Annotated in this window: 27 protein-coding genes and 1 pseudogene; 23 read left to right on the top strand and 5 right to left on the bottom strand. The window is 69.3% G+C overall.

Translation table 11 applies throughout. The features are described from left to right. The 5 genes from ACFDTH_RS09865 to ACFDTH_RS09885 form a co-directional block, all read left to right on the top strand. On the top strand, nt 1-715 hold a 715-nt coding region (locus ACFDTH_RS09865; protein ID WP_375287354.1), incomplete at its 5' end, for an aminotransferase class IV. A 12-nt stretch (nt 716-727) separates the two neighbouring features. After that, nucleotides 728-1,927 carry a pyridoxal phosphate-dependent aminotransferase gene (locus ACFDTH_RS09870; protein WP_375287355.1) on the top strand — a complete coding sequence of 400 codons (1,200 nt, stop codon included), beginning with the start codon at nt 728-730 and terminating at the stop codon, nt 1,925-1,927. A gap of 162 nt (nt 1,928-2,089) precedes the next feature. Continuing rightward, nucleotides 2,090-2,224, top strand: a complete 135-nt coding sequence (locus ACFDTH_RS09875) for a hypothetical protein (RefSeq protein ID WP_375287356.1) — start codon at nt 2,090-2,092, stop codon at nt 2,222-2,224. A 58-nt stretch (nt 2,225-2,282) separates the two neighbouring features. Next, nucleotides 2,283-2,834 carry a Uma2 family endonuclease gene (locus tag ACFDTH_RS09880; RefSeq protein WP_375287357.1) on the top strand — a complete coding sequence of 184 codons (552 nt, stop codon included), beginning with the start codon at nt 2,283-2,285 and terminating at the stop codon, nt 2,832-2,834. 412 nt (nt 2,835-3,246) lie between these two features. Further along, nucleotides 3,247-3,588, top strand: a complete 342-nt coding sequence (locus tag ACFDTH_RS09885) for a hypothetical protein (protein ID WP_375287358.1) — start codon at nt 3,247-3,249, stop codon at nt 3,586-3,588. Between the two features lie 233 nt (nt 3,589-3,821). Here the strand turns inward: ACFDTH_RS09885 and hemA are convergent, their stop codons facing one another. Further along, a complete protein-coding gene (gene hemA / locus ACFDTH_RS09890) occupies nt 3,822-5,078 on the bottom strand; it encodes a 5-aminolevulinate synthase (protein WP_375287359.1) in 1,257 nt (418 codons plus the stop codon). A gap of 118 nt (nt 5,079-5,196) precedes the next feature. After that, the gene (gene murI, locus ACFDTH_RS09895) at nt 5,197-5,988 is read right to left on the bottom strand and encodes a glutamate racemase (RefSeq protein ID WP_375287360.1); all 792 of its coding nucleotides are present in this window, start codon (nt 5,986-5,988) and stop codon (nt 5,197-5,199) included. Between the two features lie 74 nt (nt 5,989-6,062). Here murI and plsY point away from each other — a divergent pair, with 74 nt between their 5' ends. The 7 genes from plsY to ACFDTH_RS09930 all read left to right on the top strand — a co-directional run bounded on the left by plsY (nt 6,063) and on the right by ACFDTH_RS09930 (nt 12,411). Then, nucleotides 6,063-6,686 carry a glycerol-3-phosphate 1-O-acyltransferase PlsY gene (gene plsY, locus ACFDTH_RS09900; protein WP_375287361.1) on the top strand — a complete coding sequence of 208 codons (624 nt, stop codon included), beginning with the start codon at nt 6,063-6,065 and terminating at the stop codon, nt 6,684-6,686. Beyond that, nucleotides 6,683-7,744, top strand: a complete 1,062-nt coding sequence (gene dprA / locus ACFDTH_RS09905; protein WP_375287362.1) for a DNA-processing protein DprA — start codon at nt 6,683-6,685, stop codon at nt 7,742-7,744. Before plsY ends, dprA begins: the two co-directional genes overlap by 4 nt. Beyond that, the gene (locus ACFDTH_RS09910; RefSeq protein ID WP_375287363.1) at nt 7,738-8,106 is read left to right on the top strand and encodes a hypothetical protein; all 369 of its coding nucleotides are present in this window, start codon (nt 7,738-7,740) and stop codon (nt 8,104-8,106) included. Before dprA ends, ACFDTH_RS09910 begins: the two co-directional genes overlap by 7 nt. 56 nt (nt 8,107-8,162) lie before the next feature. After that, nucleotides 8,163-8,537 carry a DUF4440 domain-containing protein gene (locus ACFDTH_RS09915; RefSeq protein ID WP_375287364.1) on the top strand — a complete coding sequence of 125 codons (375 nt, stop codon included), beginning with the start codon at nt 8,163-8,165 and terminating at the stop codon, nt 8,535-8,537. A 61-nt stretch (nt 8,538-8,598) separates the two neighbouring features. Then, nucleotides 8,599-11,145 (top strand): type I DNA topoisomerase, encoded by a 2,547-nt coding sequence (topA, locus tag ACFDTH_RS09920; protein WP_375287365.1) that lies wholly within the window; start codon nt 8,599-8,601, stop codon nt 11,143-11,145. After that, a complete protein-coding gene (locus ACFDTH_RS09925; RefSeq protein WP_375287366.1) occupies nt 11,142-11,648 on the top strand; it encodes a GNAT family N-acetyltransferase in 507 nt (168 codons plus the stop codon). Before topA ends, ACFDTH_RS09925 begins: the two co-directional genes overlap by 4 nt. A 226-nt stretch (nt 11,649-11,874) precedes the next feature. Next, nucleotides 11,875-12,411, top strand: coding sequence for a hypothetical protein (locus tag ACFDTH_RS09930; RefSeq protein ID WP_375287367.1), 537 nt, complete (start codon nt 11,875-11,877; stop codon nt 12,409-12,411). Between the two features lie 72 nt (nt 12,412-12,483). On the opposite strand, the gene ACFDTH_RS09935 is transcribed toward ACFDTH_RS09930, so the two are convergent. Both ACFDTH_RS09935 and panC read right to left on the bottom strand, forming a co-directional pair. Beyond that, nucleotides 12,484-12,780, bottom strand: coding sequence for a hypothetical protein (locus ACFDTH_RS09935; protein WP_375287368.1), 297 nt, complete (start codon nt 12,778-12,780; stop codon nt 12,484-12,486). A 105-nt stretch (nt 12,781-12,885) separates the two neighbouring features. Beyond that, nucleotides 12,886-13,719, bottom strand: coding sequence for a pantoate--beta-alanine ligase (panC, locus tag ACFDTH_RS09940; protein ID WP_375287369.1), 834 nt, complete (start codon nt 13,717-13,719; stop codon nt 12,886-12,888). A 75-nt stretch (nt 13,720-13,794) separates the two neighbouring features. On the opposite strand from panC, the gene ACFDTH_RS09945 reads away from it, so the two are divergent. From ACFDTH_RS09945 to pgmG, 3 genes and pseudogenes are all read left to right on the top strand, one after another. Next, on the top strand, nt 13,795-14,598 hold the full coding sequence (locus ACFDTH_RS09945) for a division plane positioning ATPase MipZ (RefSeq protein WP_375287370.1): 804 nt from the start codon (nt 13,795-13,797) through the stop codon (nt 14,596-14,598). Between the two features lie 101 nt (nt 14,599-14,699). Next, a pseudogene (locus ACFDTH_RS09950) lies at nt 14,700-14,873 on the top strand (DnaJ domain-containing protein); the annotation flags it as partial. A gap of 1 nt (nt 14,874) precedes the next feature. Then, entirely contained in the window at nt 14,875-16,245 is a 1,371-nt protein-coding gene (gene pgmG / locus ACFDTH_RS09955) for a phosphoglucomutase/phosphomannomutase PgmG (RefSeq protein ID WP_375287371.1), read from the top strand. A 150-nt stretch (nt 16,246-16,395) separates the two neighbouring features. Here pgmG and ACFDTH_RS09960 read toward each other — a convergent pair whose 3' ends face one another. Next, nucleotides 16,396-18,501, bottom strand: coding sequence for an AsmA family protein (locus tag ACFDTH_RS09960; protein ID WP_375287372.1), 2,106 nt, complete (start codon nt 18,499-18,501; stop codon nt 16,396-16,398). A 149-nt stretch (nt 18,502-18,650) separates the two neighbouring features. Between ACFDTH_RS09960 and rpmI the strand changes: the two genes are divergently transcribed. From rpmI to ACFDTH_RS10000, 8 genes are all read left to right on the top strand, one after another. Further along, the gene (rpmI, locus tag ACFDTH_RS09965) at nt 18,651-18,854 is read left to right on the top strand and encodes a 50S ribosomal protein L35 (RefSeq protein ID WP_046407959.1); all 204 of its coding nucleotides are present in this window, start codon (nt 18,651-18,653) and stop codon (nt 18,852-18,854) included. Between the two features lie 18 nt (nt 18,855-18,872). After that, nucleotides 18,873-19,238, top strand: coding sequence for a 50S ribosomal protein L20 (gene rplT / locus ACFDTH_RS09970; RefSeq protein ID WP_137787039.1), 366 nt, complete (start codon nt 18,873-18,875; stop codon nt 19,236-19,238). Between the two features lie 86 nt (nt 19,239-19,324). Further along, nucleotides 19,325-19,798 (top strand): GNAT family N-acetyltransferase, encoded by a 474-nt coding sequence (locus ACFDTH_RS09975; RefSeq protein ID WP_375287373.1) that lies wholly within the window; start codon nt 19,325-19,327, stop codon nt 19,796-19,798. Nucleotides 19,799-19,827: 29 nt separating this feature from the next. Next, nucleotides 19,828-20,925: a phenylalanine--tRNA ligase subunit alpha gene (gene pheS, locus ACFDTH_RS09980; RefSeq protein ID WP_375287374.1), complete on the top strand. Its 1,098-nt coding sequence runs from the start codon at nt 19,828-19,830 to the stop codon at nt 20,923-20,925. Further along, the gene (gene pheT / locus ACFDTH_RS09985) at nt 20,922-23,327 is read left to right on the top strand and encodes a phenylalanine--tRNA ligase subunit beta (protein ID WP_375287375.1); all 2,406 of its coding nucleotides are present in this window, start codon (nt 20,922-20,924) and stop codon (nt 23,325-23,327) included. The genes pheS and pheT overlap by 4 nt, the downstream gene beginning before the upstream one ends. Nucleotides 23,328-23,340: 13 nt before the next feature. Further along, on the top strand, nt 23,341-24,210 hold the full coding sequence (locus ACFDTH_RS09990) for an aldose 1-epimerase family protein (protein WP_375287376.1): 870 nt from the start codon (nt 23,341-23,343) through the stop codon (nt 24,208-24,210). 95 nt (nt 24,211-24,305) lie between these two features. Continuing rightward, nucleotides 24,306-25,481, top strand: a complete 1,176-nt coding sequence (locus ACFDTH_RS09995; protein WP_375287377.1) for an MFS transporter — start codon at nt 24,306-24,308, stop codon at nt 25,479-25,481. A gap of 114 nt (nt 25,482-25,595) precedes the next feature. Then, the coding region (locus ACFDTH_RS10000; RefSeq protein WP_375287378.1) for a peptide chain release factor 3 at nt 25,596-26,980 on the top strand (1,385 nt) is incomplete at its 3' end.

Genomic DNA, 26,980 nt, shown 5'->3' on the forward strand with positions numbered 1-26,980 from the left:
GATCGGCGGCGGCATCGTCGCCGACAGCCGGGCGGAGGACGAGTGGGCGGAGGCGCTCGCCAAGGGGGCGTTCGTCACGCATGGCCAGCGCGCGTTCGACCTGATTGAGACGATGGCGTTCGATCCCGACGAGGGCATGCCGCTGCTCGAACGCCATCTCGCGCGGTTGAAGGCGAGCGCGGAAGCGTTCGGTTTCCCCTTCGACCGGCATAATGCGCGCAACGAGCTCCAGGCGGCGACCTTCCGGCTGCGCGCGAAGTCGAAGGTGCGGCTGCTGCTGGCCGGTTCCGGTGCGATCGCGATCGAGGTGGCGCCCGCGCCGGTGCCGGGGCCCGCGCCGATGCGGGTGGCGGTGGTGCCGCTGCCGGTTGCCTCGGCCGACTTCCGCTTGCGCTACAAGACCAGCGACCGGCGCTTCTATGACCGCGCGAGAGAGGCAAGCGGCGCCGACGAGGTAGTGTTCGTGGACGCGGACGGCTTCCTCACCGAGGGCAGCTTTACCAACGCATTCGTGGAGCGTGGCGGCGTGCTGCTGACCCCGCCGCTCGCGCGCGGGCTGCTGCCCGGCGTGCTGCGCGCCGAGCTGCTCGACAGCGGCCGCGCGCGCGAGGCGGAGCTGACACCCGCCGACCTCGCCGGCGGGTTCCTGCTCGGCAATGCGCTGCGCGGACTGGTTACGGCCGTTACGGTTGCGGAACGCGCCCCTGCCGCCTAACGCGGCGTCGCCATGAAGACCTCCGCCGCGCTCGACCGCATCAGCCCCTCGCCGACCCTCGCCATCACCAGTCGCGTGCTGGAGTTGAAGCGCGCCGGCGTCGACGTGATCGGGCTGGGCGCGGGCGAGCCCGATTTCGACACGCCCGAGTTCGTCAAGGAGGCCGCGATCGCGGCGATCCGCAACGGCCAGACGAAGTACACCAACGTCGACGGCACTGCCGAACTGAAGGAGGCGATCGCGCTCAAGTTCAAGCGCGACAACGGCCTCACCTATGCCGCGAACCAGATCAGCGTGAATGTCGGCGGCAAGCACACCCTGTTCAACGCCTTGGTGGCGACGCTGGAGCCGAGCGACGAGGTGATCGTGCCTGCGCCGTACTGGGTGAGCTATCCGGACGTCGTCCAGTTCGCCGGCGCGACGCCGGTGGTGGTGAAGGCGGGCGCCGAACAGGGCTATAAGCTCACCCCCGAGATGCTCGACGCGGCGATCACGCCACGCACCAAGTGGGTGATCCTGAACTCGCCCTCCAACCCGACCGGCGCTGCCTATAGCGTCGAGGAGCTGGAGGCGCTGGGCGAAGTGTTCCGCCGCCACCCGCACGTGTGGATCTTCGCCGACGATATGTACGAGCATATCGTCTATGACGATTTCCGCTTCGCCACGATCGCGGAGGTCTGCCCGGACCTGTACGAGCGGACGCTGACGGTGAACGGCTGTTCGAAGGCCTATGCGATGACCGGGTGGCGGATCGGCTTCGCGGGTGGCGCGGCGTGGCTGATCAAGGCGATGGGCAAGCTCCAGTCGCAGTCGACCAGCAATCCCTGCTCGATCGCGCAAGCGGCGGCGGTGGCGGCGCTGACCGGCGATCAGGCGTTCCTCAAGGAGCGTGCCGCGGCGTTCCAGACCCGGCGCGACCTGGTGGTGGACATGCTCAACGCGGCCGAGGGCATCACCTGCCCCAAGCCCGAGGGTGCCTTCTACGTCTATCCTTCGGTCGCGGGCACGATCGGCAAGACCACGCCCGGCGGCAAGAAGATCGAGACCGACGAGGATTTCGTCGGCTACCTGCTCGACGATGCCAAGGTGGCCGCGGTGCAGGGCGCGGCGTTCGGGCTCTCGCCGGCGATGCGGATCAGCTATGCGACCAGCGAGGCGCTGCTGACCGAGGCGTGTCAGCGCATCCAGCAGGCATGTTCCGCGCTCCGCTGAACCGTTGCAGCTAAGTCAAAGAACGAAACAATAGCTTTCGTCCTTCGTCATACTCGGACGATGCAGCGCGCCTATATGCCGTCTGCAAGATGAACGGACGCTCCATCGTCCGTTAAGCCGGCGCCGCCTAGAGACGCCGAAGACAGTTTCACGAGGTTCGTCATGCGCAGCGTGCTCAAGTCCGATTTCTTCTGGAAGTTCGCCGGCGGCTTCGCGCTGGGCGCGGTGGGCCTGTTCGCGCTCCAGCCGGCGCAGGCGGAAATGGTGCAGGGCGCGCCGACCCACGCGGTGCGCTGAGGGGCCGGATCGGTGCGGGTGTGGCGGCAGGCCACACCTTATTGTATAGGCTGCCTTTGTGAACAAGCCGATCTCCCGCTTCGAACCTGCGGCACGCGTTCGCTTCTCAACCGCTGACTTCCAGCGGATGATCGAGACTGGCGCCTTCGAGAACATGTGGGTCGAGCTGATCGAAGGGGAGATCGAGCGAATGCCGCCACCCGGGAATCAACACTCGGCGCGGCAGGTTGACTTGATCGCTGCGCTTCTGTCGTCGCTATCCAAGGCGTTGATCCGTTCAGACGTAGGCATCGACCTTGGGGATGACACTCTGCTTGGTTGCGATGCCGTCGTTCTGAACCAGCCGGTTAGCGGCAAAGGTGCGCTTACGCCCGACCAGATCGCGCTGATCGTTGAAATCGCGGTGAGCACGCGTGAGCGCGACCTCAGCTTCAAGCGTCGCCGCTACGCGGCGGCGGGCATCCCCACCTACTGGGTGATCGATGAGGAGCGTAGTGTCATTCACGTCTTCGATCGGCCCGAAGGCGGCGACTACCTCGGCATCGACCTCGTCCGCTTCGGCGCGCCGCTCCCGGTTCCGGGAGGCAACGGGACGATCACTCTGGGGTAGGTTGGGGCAGCGAAGGATTGTCCGCTGACGCCCCGCAGCACACACCCGTTCAGTCCTCCCCTGGAAGGGGAGGGGGACCAGCGAAGCTGGTGGAGGGGTAGGTAGCCGCAGGCGACGTGCTCGCTTGGTGCTACCTACCCCTCCGTCACGCTTCGCGTGCCACCTCCCCCTCCGGGGGAGGAATGACGTGTGTATCGGACGGCGGGAAACGGCCAGTTGCGGACCTTCTCGCTGATCCTCCCCCGCCAGGGGGAGGAACGCGCGAACGCGCGGGGTGGGGGAGGAAGCACAGCGCTATTGGCATCCTCCCCCGCCCGGCACATGCGTGCCTCCTCCCCCTGGCGGGGGCAGGATTGCGGATGGCACCTATCGCCCACTTGCGGACATGGCGACGGACGGTCACCATGGATGAATGATCGCGCTCTGGATCGCTTTGGGCATTTGCGCGTGGGTCAGCGCCACGTTCTTTCCCCTATACCTGTCCGTTGTCTTTTGGCGCAGAGCGGCAGTCGCGAAATCACCGGGGCTGATCCACTTACTATTTGGACCGACAGTGCTGGCTGTAGGTTGGGTGTCCGCCTTCCTTCTGACTTTGACAGATGGCGATCAGGATCGCCCGCCGGATGAGCGAGGCCTTGGTATACTGTTGCTTCCGGCCATGCTTATCATCGTCGGCACACTGATCTTTTACTACGGGAGCGTCGCGGCAAGAGCGCTTCGTCGCATTGATCGATCGAAGGCGAAGGGCGGCTAACCCCCAAGAGCAGACGTTTTCGGTCATCCCGGCCCCTTCGGGGCAGCTTAGTACAGGCTTGAGCCGGGATCCCGCTTCTCTCACGATCCACGGCAGCGGGGCCCCGGATCAAGTCCGGGGCGACGGGGTGGGGGGCAGCTGTAGCGACAGCCTCGTGCGTTTTTCGATGATGCGCCGTGGGCCCCGGCACACGCTTGTCCTGAGCCTCGCCGAAGGGGCCGGGGTGACGGAGCTCACGCCGCCTTGCGCATCTCCAGGCGGCTCCAGATCTCCACCAGCGCGTCGACCAGTTCGCGCATCATGCCCTCGCTGTGCGCAGGCCCCGGCGTGAAGCGCAGGCGCTCGGTGCCGCGGGGGACGGTGGGGTAATTGATCGGCTGGACGTAGACGCCGTATTCGGCGAGCAGGATGTCGCTGATCTTCTTGGCCTTGACCGGATCGCCGACCATCAGCGGCACAATATGGGTGTCGCCCGCCATCACCGGCAGCCCGGCCTCCGCCATCATCGCCTTCAGCCGCGACGCCGCCGCCTGCTGGCCTTCGCGCTCCGCCGACGACGCCTTGAGGTGGCGCACGCTCGCCAGCACGCCCGCGACGAGCACCGGCGAGAGCGAGGTGGTGAAGATGAAGCCGGGGGCATAGCTGCGGATCACGTCCACGATCGTGCGGTCCGCGGCGATATAGCCGCCCATCACCCCGAACGCCTTGCCCAGCGTGCCCTCGATGATGGTCAGCCGGTCGGCGACGCCCTCGCGCTCGGAGATGCCGCCGCCGCGCGGGCCGTACATGCCGACGGCATGGACCTCGTCGAGATAGGTCAGCGCGTTGTATTGGTCGGCGAGGTCGCAGATTGCGGCGATCGGGGCGACGTCGCCCTCCATCGAATAGACGCTCTCGAACGCGATCAGCTTGGGCGCGGCGGGGTCCTCGGCGGCGAGCAGCTCCTCGAGGTGCGCGACATCGTTGTGCCGGAACACGCGCTTCTCGCAGCCCGAGTTGCGGATGCCGGCGATCATCGAGGCGTGGTTGAGCTCGTCCGAGAAGATGATGCAGCCCGGCAGCACCTTGGCCAGCGTCGACAGCGTCGCCTCGTTAGAGACATAGCCGCTGGTGAACAGCAGCGCGCTTTCCTTGCCGTGGAGGTCGGCAAGCTCATGCTCCAGATCGACGTGATAATGCGTGTTGCCGCCGATGTTGCGCGTGCCGCCGCTGCCCGCGCCGACATCGTGCAGCGCCTCCTCCATCGCCGCGATCACCTTGGGGTGCTGCCCCATCGCGAGATAATCGTTGGAGCACCAGACGGTGATCGGCTTGGGCCCGTTATGCCCGGCGAAGCAGCGCGCATTGGGGAACATGCCCTTGTTGCGCAGGATGTCGATGAAGACGCGGTAGCGCCCTTCGGCATGCAGGCGATCGATCGCCTGGTTGAAGATGCGCCCGTAATCGACGCCCCTCTCCGCAATGCTCGGCTTTGGCCCCACACTCGTCATGATCCGGGCACTTACCGCCCTGTCAGCACCGATGCCAGCGGATTCCCTGGCTTATCGTGATCGAAGGGGTGGACAAATTGTCCAAGGGTAAGCGCGCAGGGCACCGCCTTGGTGACGTTCACAAAGCCTCCGCCGGTGCGAAGCCGCGCCCCGACAGGGTCGTGCCGATTGCCCGCTCGCGCGCGCCCAGCCGGGTGAAGACCAGGCGATGCAGCGCAGGAGTCGCCGGCCAATCCTGCCCTTGCGTCAGATGCGCGATTCGGCGCGCGATGCCGGGGCCGCCATCGACGAAGCGGATGCCGGGAGCGACTTCGGCCATGGTTTCGGCGAGCAGCGGGAAGTGGGTGCAGGCGTTGACCACCACGTCGATCCGCGCGCCATCGGGCTGGCCGGTCAGCGCCGCCAGTTCGGCCGCGACAGCGTCCTGATCCGACGGTACCCCCGCCAGCGCCGCCTCGGCGATCTCGACCAGCGCCGCCGAGCCGTGGCGCAGCACGGTGCAGTCGGCGGCGAAGCGGGCGGCGAGGTCGTCGACATAGGGCTGGCGCACCGTCGCCGCGGTGCCGAGCACGCCGATGACGCGGGTGCGGGACATCTCCGCCGCGGGCTTGATCGCGGGCACGGTGCCGACCACCGGCAGGTCGAGCGCGGCGCGAACGTGCGCCAGCGCGATGGTGGAGGCGGTGTTGCAGGCGATCACCACCAGCCGCGGGCGATATCGCTCCACCAGCCGGCCGAGCAGCGCCGGCACGCGCGCGGCGATCTCCGCCTCCGAGCGGGTGCCATAGGGGAAGCCCGCCGAATCGGCGGCGTAGACGATCGGCGCATTGGGGATCAGGTCGAGCGTCGGTGCGACCACGGAAAGCCCGCCGACACCCGAATCGAAGAAGAGGAGGGGAGCGTCGGTCATGCGGCGCCGCCCACCTTAGCCGCAGCGCGCGTCCTTGATCCAGACCAGTGGCGCGGCGCCCTGCGATCGGCTAGATGCGAACGAAAGGGGGCCGCTTGCCGACAGAGATCGTCTGGATTCCGCCGACCGCCGCGCTGCTGATCGGCTATCTGCTCGGCTCGATCCCATTCGGCGTGCTGCTGACGCGTGCGTTCGGCGCGGGGGACCTCCGACAGATCGGCTCGGGCAATATCGGCGCCACCAACGTGCTGCGGACCGGGCGCAAGGGGCTGGCCGCGAGCACATTGGTGCTGGACCTGCTCAAGGGTGCCGCTGCCGTCTGGATCGTCGGTGCGCTGTTCCCGGACAATGAGGTGGTCGCCGCGGCGGGGGCGTTCCTGGGCCATTGCTATCCGGTGTGGCTGCGCTTCCGCGGCGGCAAGGGGGTGGCGACGCTGATGGGGATCGTCACTGCGCTGCACTGGCCATGCGGATTGGTTTATGCAGCGGTGTGGCTTGGGCTGCTCGGCGGCCTTCGTATCTCGTCGCTGGCGGGCATGGCGGCGGCGGTGAGCGCGCCCGTCTCGGCGGCGATCTTCGGCCGATTCGATCTGGTGCCGCTGCTGATCGCGCTGGCGCTGATCGTGATCTGGCTGCACCGCGCCAATATCGAGCGGCTGCTTTCGGGCACCGAGCCGCGGGTCGGCAAAGGCAAGTGATCCACGCGCTCCGGCTGATCCGCACGCCGGGGGTTGGGCCGGTCACCTATCGCCAGTTGATCGCGCGCTTCGGCACGGCCGAGGCGGCGATCGCGGTGTTGCCCGACCTTGCCCGCCGCGGCGGCGGTGCGGCGCCCAAGGTGCCGGCCGAGGCGGAGGCGCTGCGCGAGATCGAGCGGGTGGGCAAGCTCGGCGGCCGCCACCTGTTCCTCGACGATCCCGATTATCCGCCGCTGCTCGCCCAGCTCGACAACGCTCCGGTCGCGCTCACCGTGCGCGGCGACCTGTCGCTCTTCACCCGCCTCTCGATCGCAATGGTCGGCGCGCGCAACGCCTCCGCCGCCGCCTGCCGCTTCGCCCGCACGCTGGCGCATGATCTGGCGCCCGACGCGGTGGTCGTCTCCGGCCTCGCGCGTGGTATCGACACCGCCGCGCATGTCGGGGCGCTGCCCGCGACGATCGCGGTAATCGCCGGCGGGCTCGACAATGTCTATCCGCCCGAGAATGCCGAACTGCAGGAGCGGATCGCGGCCGAGGCGCTGCTGGTGGCCGAGATGCCGCCCGGCACCGAGCCGCGCTCGCGCCACTTTCCCTACCGCAACCGCATCATCGCCGGCCTCGCGACCGGTACGGTCGTAGTGGAGGCGGCACCCAAGTCCGGCAGCCTGATCACCGCGCGGCTGGCGGGCGAGGCAGGGCGCGAGGTGATGGCGGTGCCCGGCAGCCCGCTCGACCCGCGCGCGCAAGGCTGCAACCAGCTGATCCGCGAGGGCGCCGTGCTCGTCCAGACTGCCGCGGACGTGCTCGAACAGATCCGCCCGATCGACCTGCGCGCGCTGCGCTCGCCCGCCGCGCCCTATGCCGGCGCACCGCCCGAAGATGCCGACGAGGGCACGCGCCGCACGGTCGCCGACCTGCTCGGCCCGGTGCCGGTGGCGGTGGACGAGCTGATCCGCCAGTCCGGCGCCGCGCCCGCGGCGGTGCAGATGGTATTGCTGGAACTGGAACTCGCCGGCCGGATCGAGCGGCATGCAGGGGGAAGGGTGAGCCTGTGCTGACACGGGGAGCGGCGCCCAAATGGGTGCGCTGGTGGTTCCGCGGCGGGGCCGCTTATGGTGCGCTGGCGCTGGGGGCGAGCGCGTTGGTGCCGCCCGCCGAGCCGCTCGCGCTGCTGCCGCACTACGCCTTTGCCGGCACCGCGCTCGCCTTCCAGATCGTGTTCTGGATCATCGGCGGCGATCCGGTGCGCCATCGCCCGCTGATGCTGGCGGGTGTGGCCGAAAAGCTCGCGTTCGGCGTGCCGGCGCTGCTGCTGGCGGGATCGCCGGGCGTGCCCGCGGCGGTGATCCTGTTCGCGGCAATCGATCTGGTGCTGGGCGCCGGCTTCGCGCTCGCCTGGCGCGTCACACCGCGCCGCTGAGGGAACCGGGCCCACGGCCCGCGCGCTTCCGCCGCTCACCCGAGTGGAGCCGCATCATGGAAGACAGCCGCATCTGGGACTTCGAGCAGAGCCTGTGGACCGAGGGCCGCGAGAACTACCAGGCCAAGATCGACGACGAGGCGGTGATGGTCCTGCCCCAGCCACCCTATGTCTATACGTCGCAGGCGGCGATCGACGCGGTCAGCGACACGCCGCGCTGGGACAGCGTGGAGTTCTCCGAGCAGCAGGTGATGCGCCCGCAGGAAGGCCTGATCGTGATCGCCTATCGTGCCAAGGCGTCGCGCGGCGACGAGGCCTATGAAGCGCATTGCACCACCACCCTGCGCCGGCTCGCGCATGAGGAATGGAGCGTGGTGCAGCACCAGCAGACCCCGCCGCTGACCGCGGGGGCGACCGCCGAGGAAGGTTGACGAAGGTTCGGGCGCACCTTCACCCTCGCGCGTACGTGTGAGGGACACTAGCTGGGGACCAATGCAGCTCGTCATCGTCGAATCGCCCGCCAAGGCGAAAACCATCGAGAAGTACCTCGGCTCCGATTATCGCGTCCTCGCGAGCTACGGCCATGTCCGCGACCTGCCGCCCAAGGACGGCAGCGTGAACCCCGACGAGGGGTTCGCGATGGAATGGGAGAATTACGCGGACAAGGCCAAGCAGCTCAAGGCGATCGCCGATGCCGCCAAGACCGCCGACCGCCTGATCCTGGCCACCGACCCTGATCGCGAGGGGGAGGCGATCAGCTGGCATGTGCAGGAGGTGCTGGCCAAGCGGCGCGCGCTGCCCAAGAAGGTCGACCGGGTCACCTTCAACGCGATCACCAAGCCCGCGGTCACCCAGGCGATGGCGAACCCGCGCGCGCTCGACGAGGATCTGATCGACGCCTATCGGGCGCGCCGCGCGCTGGATTACCTGGTCGGCTTCACCCTGTCGCCAGTGCTGTGGCGCAAGCTGCCCGGCGCCAAGTCGGCAGGGCGTGTCCAGTCGGTGTCGCTGCGGCTGATCGTCGAGCGCGAGCGCGAGATCGAGGCGTTTCGCGCGCAGGAATATTGGTCGGTCTCCGCCACGTTCGAGCAGGACGGCACCCCGTTCACCGCGCGGCTGACCGCTTGGAACGGCGACAAGCTGGATCGGCTGTCGATCGGTGACGAGGGCACCGCGATGCGCGCCAGGGCGGATGTCGAGGCCGGGCGCTTCACGGTCCAGTCGGTGGAGACGCGCCCCGCCACGCGCAACCCGCCGCCGCCCTTCACCACCTCGACGCTGCAGCAGGAGGCGGCGCGCAAGCTGGGCTTCTCCGCCGACCACACGATGCGGATCGCGCAGCAGCTCTACGAGGATGGCGCGATCACCTACATGCGCACCGACGGCGTGCAGATGGACGGGTCGGCGATCTCGGCGGCGCGCAAGGCCGTGGCCGACCGCTATGACGGCAGCTACGTGCCGGACAAGCCGCGCCAATACCAGACCAAGGCCAAGAACGCGCAGGAAGCGCACGAGGCGATCCGCCCCACCGATTTCGCGCGCGACAAGGTGGGCAGCGGCGACCACGCGCGCCTGTATGACCTGGTCTGGAAGCGGGCGCTGGCCAGCCAGATGGCGTCGGCGCGGATGGAGCGCACCACCATCGACCTCGCCGACGGCACCGGCCGCCACGTGCTGCGCGCCACCGGCCAGGTGGTGCTCTTCCCCGGCTATCTCGCGCTCTACGAGGAAGGCACCGACGAGGAGGCAGAGGACGCCAAGCGCCTGCCGCGGCTGCGCGAAGGCGACGCCCCCGCCAAGAAGGGCGTCGAGGCCGAGCAGCATTTCACCCAGCCGCCGCCGCGCTATTCGGAAGCGAGCCTAGTCAAGCGTATGGAGGAGCTCGGCATCGGCCGCCCCTCCACCTACGCCTCGATCATCAAGACGCTCAAGGACCGCGCCTATGTGCGCGTCGAGAAGAACCGCTTCTTCGCCGAGGAGAGCGGCCGGCTGGTGACCGCGTTCCTGGAGCGCTTCTTCGAGAAATACGTCGCTTACGATTATACCGCCGAGCTGGAGGAGGAGCTGGACGACGTCTCCGGCGGGCGGGCCGAATGGCAGAAGGTGCTCGAAGCGTTCTGGCGGGACTTCAAGCCGCGCACCGCGGAGGTGATGGAGCAGAAGCCGAGCGAGGTGACCGCCGCGCTCGACCAGTTCCTCGCGCCCTACCTGTTCCCCGAGCGCGCCGATGGCGGCGACCCGCGGCTGTGCCCGAACTGCGGCGCGGGCCAGCTGGCGCTGCGCGGCGGCAAGTTCGGCGCGTTCATCGCCTGCTCCAATTACCCGGAATGCAAGTACACGCGCCGCTTCGCGCAGGCGGGCGGCGAGGCGGTGGAGGACACCGGGCCCGAGGCGCTGGGCCGCGACCCCGAGACCGGGCTGGAGGTGGAGCGCAAGTCCGGCCGGTTCGGGCCGTACATCCAGCTGGGCGAGGGCAAGGACGCCAAGCGCGCCTCCATTCCCAAGGATGCGGGCGAGCTGACGCTGGAGCTGGCGCTCAAGCTGCTCAGCCTGCCGCGTACGATCGGCACGCATCCGGAAACGGGCGAGCCGATCGAGGCGGCGATCGGCCGCTACGGCCCGTATCTCAAGCACGCCGGCAAATATGCGCGCCTGTCCTCGACCGCGGAGGTGTTCGAGACCGGCATGAACGCCGCGGTGGTCAAGCTGGCCGAGGCGGCGGCGGGCGGCGGGCGGCCGCAGCGTGGCGCCGCGCGCGCACCGCTCAAGGAACTGGGCAACCATCCGCGCACCGAGACGCCGATCAGGCTGATGGAAGGGCGCTACGGCCCCTATGTCACCGACGGCACCACCAATGCGACGCTGCCGAAGACGATCGCGCCCGACCAGCTGACGCTGGAGGAGGCGGCGCAGCTGATCGACGCGCGCGCGGAGGCGGCGCCCGCCAAGAAGAAGGCGCCGGCGAAGAAGGCTGCCGCCAAGAAACCCGCGGCCAAGAAGGCGCCCGCGAAGAAGGCGGCCACCAAGAAGAGCGCGTGACCTTCCGCCTCGCCACCGCTGCGGACGTGCCCGCGCTGCATGCGCTGGTCGAGCGTGCCTACCGCGGCGAGGCGGCGCGGAGCGGCTGGACGCATGAGGCGGACCTGCTGGATGGTCAGCGCACCGACCGGCAAGCGCTGGCCGCGATGCTCGCCGATCCGGCGCAGGCGATGCTGGTGGCGGGCGAACCGATCCACGGCTGCGTGGCGCTGACGCGGATGGAGGATGGCGTGTACCTCGGCATGCTCACCGTCGCGCCGGACGGGCAGGCGCAGGGCCTTGGCCGTGCGCTGCTGGCAGAGGCGGAGCGGCACGCGCGCGACTGGGCCCTTGCGCGGATCGAGATGACGGTGATCCGCCAGCGCACCGAACTGATCGCCTGGTATCAGCGTCGCGGCTATGCGCTCACGGGAGAGATGCGGCCATTTCCGATGGAAGAGCCGCGGTTCGGCCTGCCCAAGCGCGCTGACCTGGCGTTCGTCGTTCTCGAAAAGGCGTTGTAGCGCAAGGGGAAGGCGCGGCAATCCCGGTGTGGCGGGTGTGTGGTTCGACACGGCTCGAACCGCCGAAATGGAGACAACTCACAGCAGGCGATACCCGCCGCCATGCTACGTTCTCCCGGCTTGCGCTCGATTGTCGGGCAAGTCGGGGGAGATGACCATGGCTGGGGATGCAAATCAACGGGATGAACTGATCGCACTTGGCAACGATCCTAGGGCGATCGCGCGCGTGCAGGAACTTGCGAAGGACCTGATGCAGGCGACCGGCAACGGTCACACGCTCCGGCTTGCTTGCGCCGCGACGCTCAGCTGCTTCCTGAACGAGGCCGGCATCCCGGTGGTGAAAACGGTGGGCGCGGGCAATCTCGCACGCCGCCTGGAGGATGGTCGCGGCTGGCAGCGTGTCGATGTCGGCGACCAGATGGCCGGGGACGTGGGTGTTACGGTCGATGCCGATCCGTCCAGGCCGGGCGCGGACCATGTCTATCTCGTCGCCGAGCGGCTCGACTCGGATCTGATGTTCATCGCGGACAATCAGGTAGTGGGGCGGCGCCATCATCGCACCGCAAGCGGTGCAAGGAAGGGCGCAATGCGCAGTGGCAAGACCCGCACCGCCTATTTCCTCCGGCCGCTGGAGAGCGCGGTGGATGCTCTGGCCGTCGATGGCGGTGATGCCGAGCTGCCGGACATCGATACCAACCAGCTCAAGGAGCCATTCGACGAGACGGGCGTGCTGATCGGCTTCGCACCGTCCGGCGAAAGCTGACGCTCCGACCCATCGCACCATGCCTCGCGGTGATGACGCTGCATCCGTCCGACGCGGACGGAACGGGCGCCGTCAGGCCGCCCGGCGCTGGTTCATCGCCAGCACGGCGCGAGCTGCCGCCTGCGCCGCTGCGATCTCGCGCGCGGTCATGTCGTCGGCCACTTCGGCGCGCGCGGCCTGCGCCGCCCGATTGCCCGCCAGCGAGGCGAGGTTGAACCATTTGTGCGCCTCGACCAGGTCGTAGCCGGCGCCGCCGCTGCCCGTCGAATAGAAGACGCCCAGATCATAGGCCGCGCCGCTGTCGCCGCGCATCGCGTCGACCAGCCGGCTCTCGAACAAGAACTGCGCGGACTTGAGACTGTTGCCCATTGGCGCCCCTTTCACTTCCCCACGGGCACAATCTGGCGGCAAGGAGCTATAGAATTGGTTAACGCGGCAAGTGGCCGTGAAAAACTTTCCGTTCGTCTCTCGTGCTCAGTGGATCGGCATGTTGTCGATCAGCCGCGTCTGCCCCATTCGCGCCGCGGCGAGCAGGCGGCGCGGGCGGCCCTCCGCCGGCGTGCCGAGCGTCTCGGCATCGACCAGGCTGACATAGTCGACCTCAAAGCCGGCCGCGTTCAGCGCGGCATGCGCCTGCGCCAGCACATGGTCGACGTCCTCGCCTTTCGCCAGCGCCTGCGCGGCGAGGCCGAGCGCGCGGGGCAGCGCCACCGCCTTCTGTCGCTCGCCTTCGTCGAGGTAGATGTTGCGCGAGGAAAGGGCGAGGCCGTCGTCGTCGCGCTGGGTGGGCACGCCGATCACCTCGATGTCGAGATTGAGGTCCAGCACCATCCGGCGAATCACCGCGAGCTGCTGGAAGTCCTTCTCGCCGAAAAAGGCGGCGTCGGGGCGCACCTGATTGAACAGCTTGGTCACCACCGTCGCGACGCCATCGAAATGGCCCGGTCGCGACGCGCCATCGAGTCCTTCGCTCACCCCCGAGACGCTGACGATGGTGGCGAAGCCCTCCGGATACATCTCGTCCACGCCCGGCAGCCAGGCGAGGTCGCAGCCCGCCTCGGCGAGCATCTTGAGGTCCGCCTGCTCCTTGCGGGGATAACGCGACAGGTCCTCGCCTGCACCGAACTGCTTCGGATTGACGAAGATCGAGGCGACCACGCAGGTGCCCGGCCGCCGCGCCTCGGCGACCAGCGCGATATGGCCCGCGTGCAGCGCGCCCATGGTCGGCACCAATGCCACCCGCTCGCCCCGCCCGCGCGCTTCCGCGATCGCCGCGCGCAATGCGGCGAGCTGCCGGATCGTCTCCACCCTACAGGAACCCCTCGAACTTGCCCGAGCGGGCTTCTATGGAGAGGATGCCAAGCGATCAACAAGGATAAGTCGTTGTCAGACGGGCCACACGTCATCGTTTTCGCCAATGAGAAGGGCGGCACCGGCAAGTCCACCACAGCGGTGCACGTCGCCGTCGCGCTGGCGGTGAAGGGCGCGCGCGTCGCCTGTCTCGATCTGGATCACCGCCAGCGGACGATGGGCCGTTACCTCGACAATCGCGAGACCAGCGCGAAGCGCACCGGTGCGCAGCTGGCCATCCCGCGCCACGCCACCACCGACGGGCGCGGCGACGGCAATTTCGCGGACCTGTTCCACGAGATGGCCGAGGGCGCGGACTATCTCGTGATCGACACGCCCGGCCGCGACGATGTCGCCGGCCGCACCGCCGCGGCGCTCGCCAACACTTTGGTGACGCCGATGAACGACAGCTTCGTCGATTTCGACCTGATCGGCCAGGTCGACCCCGATACGTTCAGCGTCACCCGCCCGAGCTTCTATTCAGAAATGATCTGGAACGCCCGCAAAGCACGCGCCAAGGCGGATGGGACCACGATCGACTGGGTAGTGCTGCGCAACCGCCTCCAGCATATCGGCGCGCGCAACATGCGCCGCGTCTCGGACGCGCTGGAGCAACTGGCCAAGCGCGTCGGCTTCCGCATCATCCCGGGCCTTACCGAGCGCGTGATCTACCGCGAGCTGTTCCCCTCCGGCCTCACCATGCTCGATTCGAAGGAATTCGGGCAGATGGGCCTCGCGCATGTCGCCGCGCGACAGGAGCTGCGCGAGATGATGGCGGCGCTGGCGCTGCCCGAGCCGGCGCAGCCCAGCGAGCCGGCGCAGCCCGCCGCGGCATGAACTTCCTCGCCGCGCTCGCCGTCGCCTATATCGGCTGGCGGCTGTGGAAGGGCTGGGGCCGGTCCGCCGCGTCGGCGCCACCACCGCGCGAGCCCGAGGAGGTGGCCGCCGCCCGCGCGCTGCTCGGCGTGCCGCGCGATGCCGACGCCACCGCGATCCGCGCCGCGCACCGCCGGCTGGTGGCGGAGGCGCATCCCGACCGCGGCGGATCGGAGGAGTTGGCGGGGCAGCTCAACGCCGCGCGCGACCTGCTGCTGCGCGCGCGGGAGCCCTGAGATGGGCGTGACGATCGATCCTCGCATCTTGCGCGAATACGACATCCGCGGCGTCGTCGGGCAGGGCCTCGATGAGGGCGCCGCGCACGCGATCGGCCGCAGCTTCGCCACGCGGGTGCGCGGCGCGGGCGGGCGCCGGGTGGCGGTGGGGCGCGACGGGCGCACCTCCTCGCCGATGCTGGAGGCAGCGCTGGTGGCGGGGCTCGCCGCGGGCGGGGTGGACGTGGTGCGCGTCGGCCTCGGCCCGTCGCCGATGCTCTATTGGGCGGAGAAGAGGCTGGAGGTCGATGCCGGCATCCAGGTGACCGGCAGCCACAATCCCGGCGACCAGAACGGCTTCAAGTTCGTGCTGAACAGCGGGCCGTTCTTCGGCGACGACCTTCAGGACCTCGCTCGCATCGCCGCGGCGGGCGCATGGAGCGAGGGGGCGGGCACCGTCGAAGAGGCGGACGTGCTCGCCGACTATGTCGGCCACCTCCTCTCTGGCTATGCCGGCGGCGCGTTCCGCATCGGCTGGGACGCGGGCAATGGCGCGGCCGGACCGGTGATCGAGCGGCTCACCGCGCTGCTGCCGGGCACGCACCGCCTGCTCTACACCGAGGTGGACGGCCGCTTCCCCAACCATCACCCCGATCCCACCGAGGAGGCGAACCTTGCCGACCTCAGGCGGCTGGTCGCGGCGGAGGGCCTCGACTTCGGCTTCGCCTTCGATGGCGATGGCGATCGGATCGGCGCGGTTACGTCGGACGGGCGCACTTTGTGGGGCGACCAGTTGCTGGCGATCCTCGCCGGACCGTTGCTCGCCGAGCATCCCGGCGCGGCGATCGTCGCGGACGTGAAGGCCTCCTCCGCGCTGTTCGAGCGGATCGCCGCGCTCGGCGGGCGACCGGTGATGTGGAAGACCGGCCATTCGAACATCAAGGTGCGGATGCGCGAGGTGGGCGCACCGATCGGCGGCGAGATGAGCGGCCACATCTTCTTCGGCCCGCCCGACGGCGGCGGCTATGACGACGCGCTCTACGCCGCGGTGCGGCTGATCCGCGCGATCCGCCTGTCCGGGCAGACGCTGGAGGCACTGATCGACGCGATGCCGCCGCGCGTCTCGACGCCCGACCTGCGCTTCGCGGTCGAGCCCGCGCGCAAGGAGGCGGTGGTGGCGGAGGTGATCGCGCGGCTGGAGGCGGCGGGCGCGCATGTCGACCTGATCGACGGCGCGCGCGTCACCACGCCCGACGGCTGGTGGCTGCTGCGCGCCAGCCAGACCGAGGACCGCCTCACCGCACGGGCGGAAGCGGCGGACGAGGCCAAGCTGGAGCGGCTGGTGGCGGAGATCGACGCGCAGCTGGTCAAGAGCGGCGTGCGGCGGGGGTAGGAACGTCCGCGGGCGTGCTGTGACCAATCACCCGTTCATGCGATCGTCACCCCGGGCTTGACCCCGGGGTCCCGCTTCTTCTTCGGTGCTGGAAAGGCAGCGGGACCCCGGATCAAGTCCGGGGTGACGGTCAAAAGGGACGGAACTCGTTCAGAAAATCCCCAGGAACTTCTTCTTCTTGGGCTTCTCCTCCCGCTTCCCCGGCTTGCCGCTGCCGACATCGTCGCGCGCCTCGCCCTTCTTCGTCCGCTGCGCCTGTGCCGTCGCGCCGGCCAGCACGGGGCCGCAGGCGGCGCCCTTGGCATCGCCAGGATCGATGAAGGCGAGGATGCCCGCCACCGGCGTCGCCGCCACGGCGAGGCCCAGGCCCGCGCCGGCACGACCGATCAGCTCGGGGCTGATCACGTCGAGGTTCCAGTCGGCGAAGGTGCCGTTGATCCCCACTGGCGACTGGCCGGAGAAGACCGAGAACTTCTTGCTGTCAGCGCGGATCGCCAGGTCCACCGCCTCGGTGCCGAAGCTGAAGCCGCCGCGCCCGGTGATCACGTTCTTGCGCGTGTCGATCAGGATCGGGTCCGCCGCCGCGGTGCCGCCGCGCACGGTGAAGCCGATCAGCCCGCAGTTGATGCCGACAGGCTCCTTGAGTCGGTCCTCGAACATCTTCTGGACGAAGGTGCCGATGTCGAACTCCGACAGCTGCACGTTGCGGGTCCAGAAGGTGCCCTGCGGCATCACGAACGCGATCCGCCCGCGCGCGGTGGCGAGCGAATCGTGGATCGTGTCGCCGCGGCCCTCCAGCTGGATGCGCCCGCGGATCGTGCCGCTGGTCCCCGCTTCCGCCACGCCATAGCCGGCGAGCAGCCGCCCCATGGGGGTTGGCGCGAGGCGGATGTCGTAGCGGACGAAGCTGGGCCGCTGGCGCGTGTCGAACAGCCAGTCCGAGGCGACGTTGCCGCGCGCCATCGCGAAGGTGAAAGGCGACAGCGACAGTCGCCCGCGGTCGAGATCCAGCGTCAGGTCGATGTTGCTGATCGGCACGTTGCGCGACCGCACGGTCTGCACCGTCCATTTCAGGTCCGCGTCGAAGCGCTGCATCGTCGCCACCGGCAGCGCGGCATCGGGCAGGATGCGGCGCGGGCCCGATCCGGTCGCGGCGGCGGCGGCCTGCGCGCCCTTGGTGGCGACGATGTCCGGGTTGTAGCCGATGAACGGCGCCGCATCGATGATGTCGAGCCGCTTCGTCGCCAGCACCGAATCGAGATGGAGCCGATCGCCGTTGGTGACGGTGAGCCGCCCGGCGAGGTCGCTGTCGCCGAAGGTGCCCGACATGCGGGTGAAGCGATACTGGTTACCCGCCTTCACCAGCTGCGCCTTGAGGCGATAGTCGCGGGTCTGCGGGATGGCGACGCCGATGATGGCGAGCAGCTCGGACAGGTCGCGTCCGCGCGCGCGGGTCTGGAGCGGCACCTCCTCGATCTCGGCGAGCGAGGGCAGGGTGCCCGCCACGTCGATCACGTTGTTCGCCGCCCAGGCGCGTAGCGCGAGCTTGTTCTGGCCGCGGTTCACCGTCGCGTCGGGGGAGAGCAGCCGCGCCTGGAGCCGGAACGGCGTGTCGCGCACCCGGCCGGTGCCGCGCAGCCCCACCGCCTTGCCGATCCGCGCGTCCTCGGACCGGATGTCGTCGATGCTCAGGTCGGCGAGCAGCCGCATGCGCGGGTCAAGATAGCGGACGGTGGTGCCGCGCACGGTGGCGACGTCGATCCGCGGGAAGTCTAGCGGCTTGCCGCCCTTCTTCTCTGAGAAGGTCCAGGTGTTGGTGGTGTGCGCGGCATTCCATTCGAGGTCCGCGGCGCCGCGGTTGAGATCGAGCGCGTAGAGCCGGCGCTTGCCGAACAGCAGCGACAGCGGCGCGATCCGGGTGTCGATGCGCTCGGCGGTGAACAGGTGCGGCCGCGTCGCCCAGCCGGGGTTCGAGATCGCGAGCTTCTCGGCGTAGAACTTGATTCGGAGCGGCGCGAAGTAGAGCTGGAAGTCGCCGCCGACGGTCACCTCGCGCTGCGTCATCCGGCCGACGATCGATTCGAACGGGCCCTTGAGGAAACGGCCCTTGGTGACGAACAGCACCAGCCAGATCAGGAACGGGATCGCGATGATCACCAGCACGATGTTGCGGATGATTCGCCGGCGTCGCGCGCGCCGTGCCTCTTCGGCGGGCGGCATCGGGGTTGGATCGTTACGCTCGGCAACCGTGTCCATGATCGCGCCAACCGCTTGGCGCGCGGGTTGGTTGCAATTGGCGCGGCCTGAGGCTAAGCGCCCCGCTTCTCCGAACGAGGTGACACGAACGGCCCGGCCATCAGGGCTGCCGCGGCGGTTCCAGTCTCGTTCACAGCGAAAGGACCAAAATGCCCAAGCTCAAGACCAAGAGCGGCGTGAAGAAGCGCTTCAAGCTCACCGCATCCGGCCTGTTGAAGCACGGTGTCGCCGGCAAGCGCCACCGCCTGATCAGCCACAACAGCAAGTACATCCGCCAGAACCGCGGCACCAAGGTGCTGTCGAAGGCCGACACCGCGACGGTGAAGGCCTGGGCCCCGTACGGCCTGCGTTGAGCTAAGAGGAGCTAAGATATGGCACGCGTCAAGCGGGGCGTAACCACTCGCGCCAAGCACAAGAACATTCTGGAACAGGCCAAGGGTTACCGCGGCCGTCGCAAGAACACGATCCGCGTCGCGCGGCAGGCGGTCGAGAAGGCCGGCCAGTACGCGTACCGCGACCGCAAGGTGAAGAAGCGCACCTTCCGCGGCCTGTGGATCCAGCGCATCAACGCCGGCGTCCGCGCCGAGGGGCTGAGCTACAGCCAGTTCATGCACGGCCTGAAGCTCGCCGGCATCGAGCTGGACCGCAAGGTGCTGGCCGACATCGCGATGCACGAGGGCGAGGCCTTTTCGGCGATCATCGCCCAGGCGAAGGCGGCGCTGCCTCAGGCAGCCTGAACCGTCCGGCTGCAAAGCCATACGGGGGCGCGGACGGCACCGGCTGTCCGCGCCCTTTCCTTGTCTGTCCGGTGCGCGGGGGATGCATGATCCGATTGGTGCCGATGACCGATGCGGACTTCGCCTGGCTGCTGGGCGAGGGCGTCGGCCGCGGCGGGCTGACCCTGGCAGAGGGCGGCGTCGCCACCGCGGCGGTTACCGCGCAGGTCCGCCGTGTCACCGCCGAGACCGCGGAGGAGACCTCGCGCCAGGCCTCATGGATGATCGCCAATGACGACGAGGTGGTCGGCATGATCAGCTCCACCAAGCCCGCCGGCCGCCGCCGGGTGGAGTTGGGCTATGGCATTGCCCCCACTCGCGAGGGCCGCGGCCACACCACCGCCGCGATCGCCGCGATGATCCATGTCGCGCGCGGGCAGGGCCTCGTCGGCCTCACCGCCGAGACCGGCGTGCTCAACTACGGCTCGCAGCGGGTGCTGGAGAAGAACGGCTTCGTGCGCACCGGCATCCGCCACGATGCGGAAGACGGCGCACTGGTGACCTGGGCGCGCGACCTGTAAGGGCGGCGGCATCGCAACGTGAGACCGAGATGACCGACCTGGACGACCTTCGCCAACACCTCCTCGTCGCCGTGGAGGCCTCGGCCGGGCTGGACGCGCTGGAGGCGGTGCGCGTCGATGCTTTGGGCAAGCAGGGACGGGTGACGCAGCTGCTCAAGACCTTGGGCGGGATGACCCCGGAGGAGCGGCAGGCGCAGGGCCCCGCGATCCACGCGCTGCGCGAGGCGGTGACCGGCGCGATCGCCAGCCGCAAGGCGCATCTGGAGCAGGCGGCGCTGGAGGCACAGCTCGCGTCCGAGCGCGTCGACATGACCTTGCCCGCAGAGGTGCCGCTCGCCGGCACCGTCCACCCGGTCAGCCAGGTGATGGACGAGCTGGCCGAGATCTTCGCCGACCTCGGCTTCGCGGTGGCGAGCGGGCCCGAGCTGGAGACCGACTGGCATAATTTCGGCGCGCTCAACATTCCCGAAACGCATCCCGCGCGTGCGATGCACGATACCTTTTACCTCGCGGGCAGCGGCGGGGGCGACCCGAACGACCGCGAGACGCCGCGCGTGCTGCGCACCCACACCAGCCCGGTGCAGATCCGCACCATGCTGCAGCAGAAGCCGCCGATCCGCATCATCGCGCCCGGCCGCACCTATCGCAGCGACAGCGACGCCACCCACACGCCGATGTTCCACCAGGTCGAGGGGCTGGTGATCGACAAGGGCATCACGCTCGGCCATCTCAAGTGGACGCTGGAGACCTTCCTCAAGGCTTTTTTCGAGCGCGACGACATCGTTCTGCGCCTGCGCCCGAGCTACTTCCCGTTCACCGAGCCGAGCGCCGAGGTGGACGTCGGCTACACGCTGGAGAAGGGCAAGCGCGTCATCGGCGGGTCTGGTGGCGGCTGGATGGAGGTGCTGGGCAGCGGCATGGTCCACCCCAAGGTGATTGCCGCCTGCGGGCTGGACCCCAACGAATGGCAGGGCTTCGCCTTCGGATGCGGGATCGACCGGCTGGCGATGCTGAAATACGGCATGGACGACCTGCGCGCCTTCTTCGACGGCGATATCCGCTGGCTCAAGCATTACGGCTTCGCCTCGCTTGACGTGCCCACGCTGAGCGGGGGAGTGGGCGCATGAAGTTCACTTTGTCCTGGCTCCGCGACCATCTCGACACCACCGCCTCGCTGGAGGGAGTGACCGACGCGCTCACCCGCATCGGGCTGGAGGTCGAGGGCGTCGACGATCCGGCCGCGGCACTGGCCGACTTCCGCATCGCCCGCGTGCTCACCGCCGAGCGGCATCCCCAGGCGGACAAGCTCCAGGTGCTGTCAGTCGACACCGGCGACGGCGCCCCGCTCCAGGTGGTCTGCGGCGCCCCCAATGCGCGCGCGGGGCTGGTCGGCGTGCTCGGCCTGCCGGGCGCGACCGTGCCGGCGAACGGCATGGTGCTCAAGGTCTCCGCAATCCGCGGGGTCGAATCGAACGGCATGATGTGCTCCAGTCGCGAGCTTGGCCTCGGCGAGGAGCATGACGGCATCATCGAGCTTGCCGCGGATGCGCCGGTCGGCACGCGCTTCGCCGATTTCGCCGGGCTGGACGATCCGGTGATCGACGTCTCGATCACCCCCAACCGCCAGGACTGCATGGGCGTGCGCGGCATCGCGCGCGATCTCGCCGCGGCGGGGCTGGGGACGCTCAGGCCGCTGACGGTGACCCCGGTCGAAGGCGAGGGCGACGCGCCTGCGATCCGCATCGAGGACCCCGCCGGCTGCCCCGCCTTCTTCGCGCAGGAAGTGCGCGGCGTGTCGAACGGCGCAAGCCCGGAGTGGATGGCCCGTCGCCTGCGCGCGATCGGGCAGAAGCCGATCATCGCGCTGGTGGACATCACCAACTACGTCTCGATCGACCTCGGCCGGCCGCTGCACGTCTATGACAAGGCGAAGCTGACCGGCGCGCTCACCGCCCGCAAGGCGCGCGCCGGCGAGAGCATCGAAGCGCTCAACGGCCGCACCTACCCGCTCGACGAGACCATGACGGTGATCGCCGACGATGAAGCGGTGCACGACATCGGCGGCATCATGGGCGGCGAGCATTCGGGCGTGTCGGACGCCACCACCGACGTGATCGTCGAATGCGCCTATTTCGACCCCGACACGATCGCGCGCACCGGCCAGACGCTCGCGCTCACCTCCGACGCGCGCCAGCGCTTCGAGCGCGGCGTCGATCCGGCGTTCCTGGATGACGGGCTCGCCATCGCCACCCGGCTGGTCACCGAACTGTGCGGCGGCACCCCCTCCGCCGTCACCCGCGCCGGCGAGCCGCCGGTGCCCGCGCGCGTGATCCGCTACGATCCGAGGCTCTCGGCAACGCTCGGCGGGCTGCATGTCGCGCCCGAGCGGCAGGCGCGCATCCTCTTGTCGCTCGGCTTCACCATCGGCGCGATCGACCATGCCGATGCCTATTCGGACGCCTTGTTCGCCAGCATCGAATCGCCTTGGCCGGTGCGCGTGCCGACGTGGCGCCGCGATGTCGACGGCCCCGCCGACCTGGTCGAGGAAGTGATCCGCATCGAGGGGATCGACAAGGTCGCGCCGGTCGCGTTGCCGCGTGCCCCCGGCGTCGCCCGCCCCACCGCCACGCCCGAGCAGAAGCTGGAGCGCCGCGTCCGCCGCGCCGCCGCCGCGCGCGGACTGGACGAGGCGGTGACCTGGAGCTTCGTCAGCGAGGCCGAGGCCGCCCCGTTCGGCGGCGGCGCCTGGACGCTCGCCAACCCGATCAGCGAGGACCTCAAGGTCATGCGGCCGTCGCTGCTGCCCGGCCTGCTCTCGGCGGCATCGCGCAACCAGAAGCGCGGCGCGACGAATGTGCGCCTGTTCGAGATCGGCCGCCGCTATCTGGCGAATAAGGAGCGCCCCACCCTCGGCCTGGTCCTCGCCGGCGAGCGCCGCGCGCGCGGCTGGCAGAGCGGCAAGGCGCAGGGCTTCGACGCGTTCGACGCCAAGGCGGAGGCGCTGTCTCTGCTCGCCGGCGCCGGCGCGCCGATCGACAATCTCCAGGTGATGGGGGAGGCGGGCGACGCCTGGCATCCCGGCCAGTCGGGTACCTTGCGGCTCGGGTCGAAGACGGTGCTCGCCGCGTTCGGCATCGCCCATCCCTCGATCGTCAAGGCGTTCGACCTCTCCGGTCCGGTCGCCACTGCGGAGATCTACCTGGACGCGATCCCGGCCAAGCGGGGCAGCGGCTTCATGCGGCCCGCCTATGTGCCGCCCGCGCTCCAGGCCGTCCGCCGCGACTTCGCCTTCCTGGTGCCGGCCGAGCTCACCGCCGAGGCGTTGACCCGCGCGGTCAAGGGCGCCGACAAGGCGGCGATCGTCGCCGCGCGCGTGTTCGACCTGTTCGAGAAGGACGGCGAACGCTCGATGGCGGTGGAGGTGGTGCTCCAGCCCGGCGACAAGGCGTTCGTGGAGGCGGACTTGAAGGCGATCGCGGACAAGGTGGTCGCCGCCGCGGGCAAGCTGGGGGCGACGCTGAGGAGCTGACCCGGAGGACGACATGACCGACTGGATCACCCTCACCTCGCCTGCGCTCACCGCGCGGATCAACCCGCTGGGGGCCGAGCTCTCCTCGCTCACCGACGCGGCCGGTCGCGAGCTGATGACCGATGCCGATCCGGCGTTCTGGACCGGCCGCGCGCCGTTGCTCTTCCCGATCGTCGGCCGTCTCGCCGGCGACGAGCTGCGGATCGACGGCCAGGCCTATCCGATGAAGCAGCACGGCTTCGCGCGCCGCATGCTGTTCGCGGTGGTCGAGGCGGCCGATGCCAGCGCGACCTTCCGCCTCGTCGACACCGAAGAGACCCGCGCGGCCTACCCCTTCGCCTTCCGCCTCGACGTGACCTATCGGCTGACCGGCGCAACACTCGCGATCGACGTCACGATCGCCAATCCGGGCGATGTGCCGCTCCCCGCCAGCTTCGGCTTTCACCCCGCCTTCGCCTGGCCGCTGCCGAGTGGCGCGGCGAAGGAGGCGTACCGCATCGTCTTCGCGGCGGACGAGCCCGCGCCCATCCGCGCGATCGAGGGCGGGCTGCTCGCCGGGGAGCGCGCCTCGCCGCTCGACGATCGCACGCTGCCGCTCTCCGACGCGCTGTTCGCCGATGACGCTTTGGTCTGGACCGGCGTGCGCTCGCAATCGGTCCGCTACGGCGCCGATACCGGCCCAAGCCTTGAGATCGCCTTCCCCGACACGCCCGACCTCGGCATCTGGAGCAAGCCCGGCGCGCGCTTCGTCTGTGTCGAGCCGTGGCATGGCCATGCCGATCCCGTCGCCTTCGCGGGCGAGTTCCGCGACAAGCCGGGCGTGTTCGAGGTGGCACCGGGCGGGGAGAAGCGGCTGGGTATGCGCGTAACGCTTCACCCCTGATCCTCCCCTGGCGGAGGAGGATCGAACGTCCGCTGCAATTCCACCTGCATCCGCTGCATTTGACGCTGCACCGCAGCATCGCCACCTCCCGCCGGATGCAGAAGTCTCCGCCCGTCGCCCTCGTCCATCTCGCGCTCGCCACCGGCGGCTTCGCGATCGGCACCACCGAGTTCGCGACGATGAGCCTGCTGCCCTTTTTCGCGCGCGACCTCGGCATTGATGCCGCCACCGCGGGCCATGCGATCAGCACCTATGCGCTCGGTGTCGTCGTCGGCGCGCCGACCATCGCGGTGCTTGCCGCGAAGCTGTCGCGCCGCACCTTGCTGGTGGCGCTGATGCTGCTGTTCGCGGCGGGCAATGCATTGTCGGGCATCGCCGGCAGCTACACCGAGATGCTCGCCTTCCGCTTCCTCGCCGGCCTGCCGCATGGCGCGTATTTCGGCATCGCCGCGCTCGTCGCGGTCAGCCTGGTGCCGCAGGAGAAGCGCACCCAGGCGGTGGCGCGGGTGATGCTGGGGCTCACCGCCGCCACCATCGCCGGCGTGCCGGTCGCCAACGTGCTGGGCCAGGTGGTCGGCTGGCGCTGGGCGTTCGCTTTGGTCGCCGCGCTGGCGCTGCTCACCGCCTTGCTGGTGCTGCTCCTCGCCCCCGCCGACACGCCCGACAGGGATGCGAGCCCGTTGCGCGAGCTCTCCGCGCTCGCCCGCCCGCAGGTGTGGCTCACCTTGCTCACCGGCGCGATCGGCTTCGGCGGGCTGTTCGCGGTCTATACCTATCTCGCCGACACGATGCTGGCGGTGACCGGCACCTCCGCCGCCGCCATCCCGGTCGCGCTCGCGGCGTTCGGCGTGGGCCTCACCGCGGGCAATCTCGTCGCGCCGCGCTTCGCGGACAAGGCGCTGATGCCCACCGCGGCGGCGCTGCTGCTCTGGTCCGCCGTCGCGCTGGCCTTGTGGCCGCTCGCCGCGCATCACTTCTGGAGCGTCTGCCTGTGCGTGGTGGCGATCGGCGGCGGCGGCGCGCTCGGCACCGTGCTCCAGACCCGGCTGATGGACGTGGCGGGCGATGCGCAGGCGCTGGCGGCGGCGCTCAATCATTCCGCCTTCAACACCGCCAATGCGCTCGGCCCGTGGCTGGGCGGCCTCGCGATCACCGCCGGGTTCGGCTGGACCTCGACCGGCTGGGTCGGCGTCGCGCTGGCGCTGGGCGGGCTGGCGGTGCTGGGCGTGTCGGCAATGCTGGAGCGGGGTGCGGAGCCGGCGCTGGCTTAGTCACCCTGTCCTACACGCCTTGTTTCTGCCAAGGCGGTTCGATCACCGCATCGAGGTGTCGCGGAAACCGCGCGAGCGCCTCAACCGCCTCAATTCGTCTCCACCGGAATCGCCATGACCTCCCCTCGCCGCACCTTTGCGATCATCTCCCACCCGGACGCGGGCAAGACCACGCTCACCGAGAAGCTCCTCTACGTCGGCGGCGCGATCCATCTCGCCGGCGAGGTTAAGGCCCGCGGCCAGAACCGCCGCGCGCGATCGGACTGGATGAAGATCGAGCAGCAGCGCGGCATCTCGGTTACCTCCAGCGTGATGACCTTCGAGAAGGACGGGGTCACCTTCAACCTGCTCGATACCCCGGGCCACGAGGACTTTTCCGAGGACACCTACCGTACCCTCACTGCGGTCGACTCGGCGGTGATGGTGATCGACGCCGCCCGCGGCATCGAGGCGCAGACGCGCAAATTGTTCGAGGTCTGCCGCCTCCGTTCCGTCCCGATCATCACGTTCGTCAACAAGGTCGACCGGGAGGGCCGCGCGCCCTTCGAATTGCTCGACGAGATCGCCGACGTACTCGCGCTCGACGTCTGCCCCATGTCCTGGCCGGTCGGCATGGGCGGCACGTTCGAGGGCATCCTCGACCTCCAGCGGATGAGCATCAGCCGCCCCGAAGGCGACAGCCGCACCTTTCAGGGCACGGTCGATGCCGAGCCGGTGCTTCCGCCCGCGGTGCAGGAGGAGGTCGATCTCGCCCAGGCCGGCTATGCCGCGTTCGACGCCGAGGCCTATCGCCACGGCGACCTGACGCCGGTCTATTTCGGCTCCGCGCTCAAGGACTTCGGCCCGGCCGAGCTGATCGCCGCGCTCGCCGCCTATGCCCCGCCGCCGCGCCCGCAGCCGGCCGAGCCCGCGCCGGTGCAGCCGGACGAAAAGGACGTCACCGGCTTCGTCTTCAAGGTGCAGGCCAACATGGACCCGCAGCACCGCGACCGGATCGCGTTCATGCGTTTGTGCTCGGGCACCTTCCGGCGCGGCATGAAGCTGACGCCGACCGGTCACGGCAAGCCGATCGCGGTCCATTCGCCGATCCTGTTCTTCGCGCAGGACCGCGAGATCGCCGACGAGGCATTTCCCGGCGACATCATCGGCATCCCCAACCACGGCACGCTCCGGGTGGGGGATACGCTCTCCGAGAAACTTGGCGTGCGGATCACCGGGCTGCCGAATTTCGCGCCCGAGATCCTGCGCCGCGTCGCGCTCAAGGACCCCACCAAGACCAAGCAGCTCCGCAAGGCATTGGACGACCTCAGCGAGGAGGGCGTGATCCAGGTCTTCTATCCCGAGATCGGATCGAACTGGATCATCGGCGTGGTCGGCCAGCTCCAGCTGGACGTTTTGCTCAGCCGGCTGGAGGCGGAATACAAGGTCGCCGCCGCGCTGGAGCCCGCGCCGTTCGACACCGCGCGCTGGATCGCAGGGGAGGCGGCGGACCTCAAGGA

The organism is Sphingomonas sp. (assembly GCF_042096255.1).
In the GTDB taxonomy this organism is placed as follows: Bacteria; Pseudomonadota; Alphaproteobacteria; order Sphingomonadales; family Sphingomonadaceae; genus Sphingomonas.

What these genes read in the sequence shown, in the direction of transcription:
- ACFDTH_RS09915 (WP_375287364.1), top strand. Translation starts at nt 8,163, where the DNA reads ATGGAAGACAGCCGCATCTGGGACTTCGAGCAGAGCCTGTGGACCGAG.
- murI (WP_375287360.1), bottom strand. Translation starts at nt 5,988, where the DNA reads ATGACCGACGCTCCCCTCCTCTTCTTCGATTCGGGTGTCGGCGGGCTT.
- pheS (WP_375287374.1), top strand. Translation starts at nt 19,828, where the DNA reads ATGACCGACCTGGACGACCTTCGCCAACACCTCCTCGTCGCCGTGGAG.
- ACFDTH_RS09960 (WP_375287372.1), bottom strand. Translation starts at nt 18,501, where the DNA reads ATGGACACGGTTGCCGAGCGTAACGATCCAACCCCGATGCCGCCCGCC.
- rplT (WP_137787039.1), top strand. Translation starts at nt 18,873, where the DNA reads ATGGCACGCGTCAAGCGGGGCGTAACCACTCGCGCCAAGCACAAGAAC.
- rpmI (WP_046407959.1), top strand. Translation starts at nt 18,651, where the DNA reads ATGCCCAAGCTCAAGACCAAGAGCGGCGTGAAGAAGCGCTTCAAGCTC.
- ACFDTH_RS09975 (WP_375287373.1), top strand. Translation starts at nt 19,325, where the DNA reads ATGATCCGATTGGTGCCGATGACCGATGCGGACTTCGCCTGGCTGCTG.
- ACFDTH_RS09885 (WP_375287358.1), top strand. Translation starts at nt 3,247, where the DNA reads ATGATCGCGCTCTGGATCGCTTTGGGCATTTGCGCGTGGGTCAGCGCC.
- pgmG (WP_375287371.1), top strand. Translation starts at nt 14,875, where the DNA reads ATGGGCGTGACGATCGATCCTCGCATCTTGCGCGAATACGACATCCGC.
- ACFDTH_RS09875 (WP_375287356.1), top strand. Translation starts at nt 2,090, where the DNA reads ATGCGCAGCGTGCTCAAGTCCGATTTCTTCTGGAAGTTCGCCGGCGGC.
- pheT (WP_375287375.1), top strand. Translation starts at nt 20,922, where the DNA reads ATGAAGTTCACTTTGTCCTGGCTCCGCGACCATCTCGACACCACCGCC.
- ACFDTH_RS09990 (WP_375287376.1), top strand. Translation starts at nt 23,341, where the DNA reads ATGACCGACTGGATCACCCTCACCTCGCCTGCGCTCACCGCGCGGATC.
- ACFDTH_RS09935 (WP_375287368.1), bottom strand. Translation starts at nt 12,780, where the DNA reads ATGGGCAACAGTCTCAAGTCCGCGCAGTTCTTGTTCGAGAGCCGGCTG.
- ACFDTH_RS09870 (WP_375287355.1), top strand. Translation starts at nt 728, where the DNA reads ATGAAGACCTCCGCCGCGCTCGACCGCATCAGCCCCTCGCCGACCCTC.
- topA (WP_375287365.1), top strand. Translation starts at nt 8,599, where the DNA reads ATGCAGCTCGTCATCGTCGAATCGCCCGCCAAGGCGAAAACCATCGAG.
- plsY (WP_375287361.1), top strand. Translation starts at nt 6,063, where the DNA reads ATGCGAACGAAAGGGGGCCGCTTGCCGACAGAGATCGTCTGGATTCCG.
- hemA (WP_375287359.1), bottom strand. Translation starts at nt 5,078, where the DNA reads ATGACGAGTGTGGGGCCAAAGCCGAGCATTGCGGAGAGGGGCGTCGAT.
- ACFDTH_RS09995 (WP_375287377.1), top strand. Translation starts at nt 24,306, where the DNA reads ATGCAGAAGTCTCCGCCCGTCGCCCTCGTCCATCTCGCGCTCGCCACC.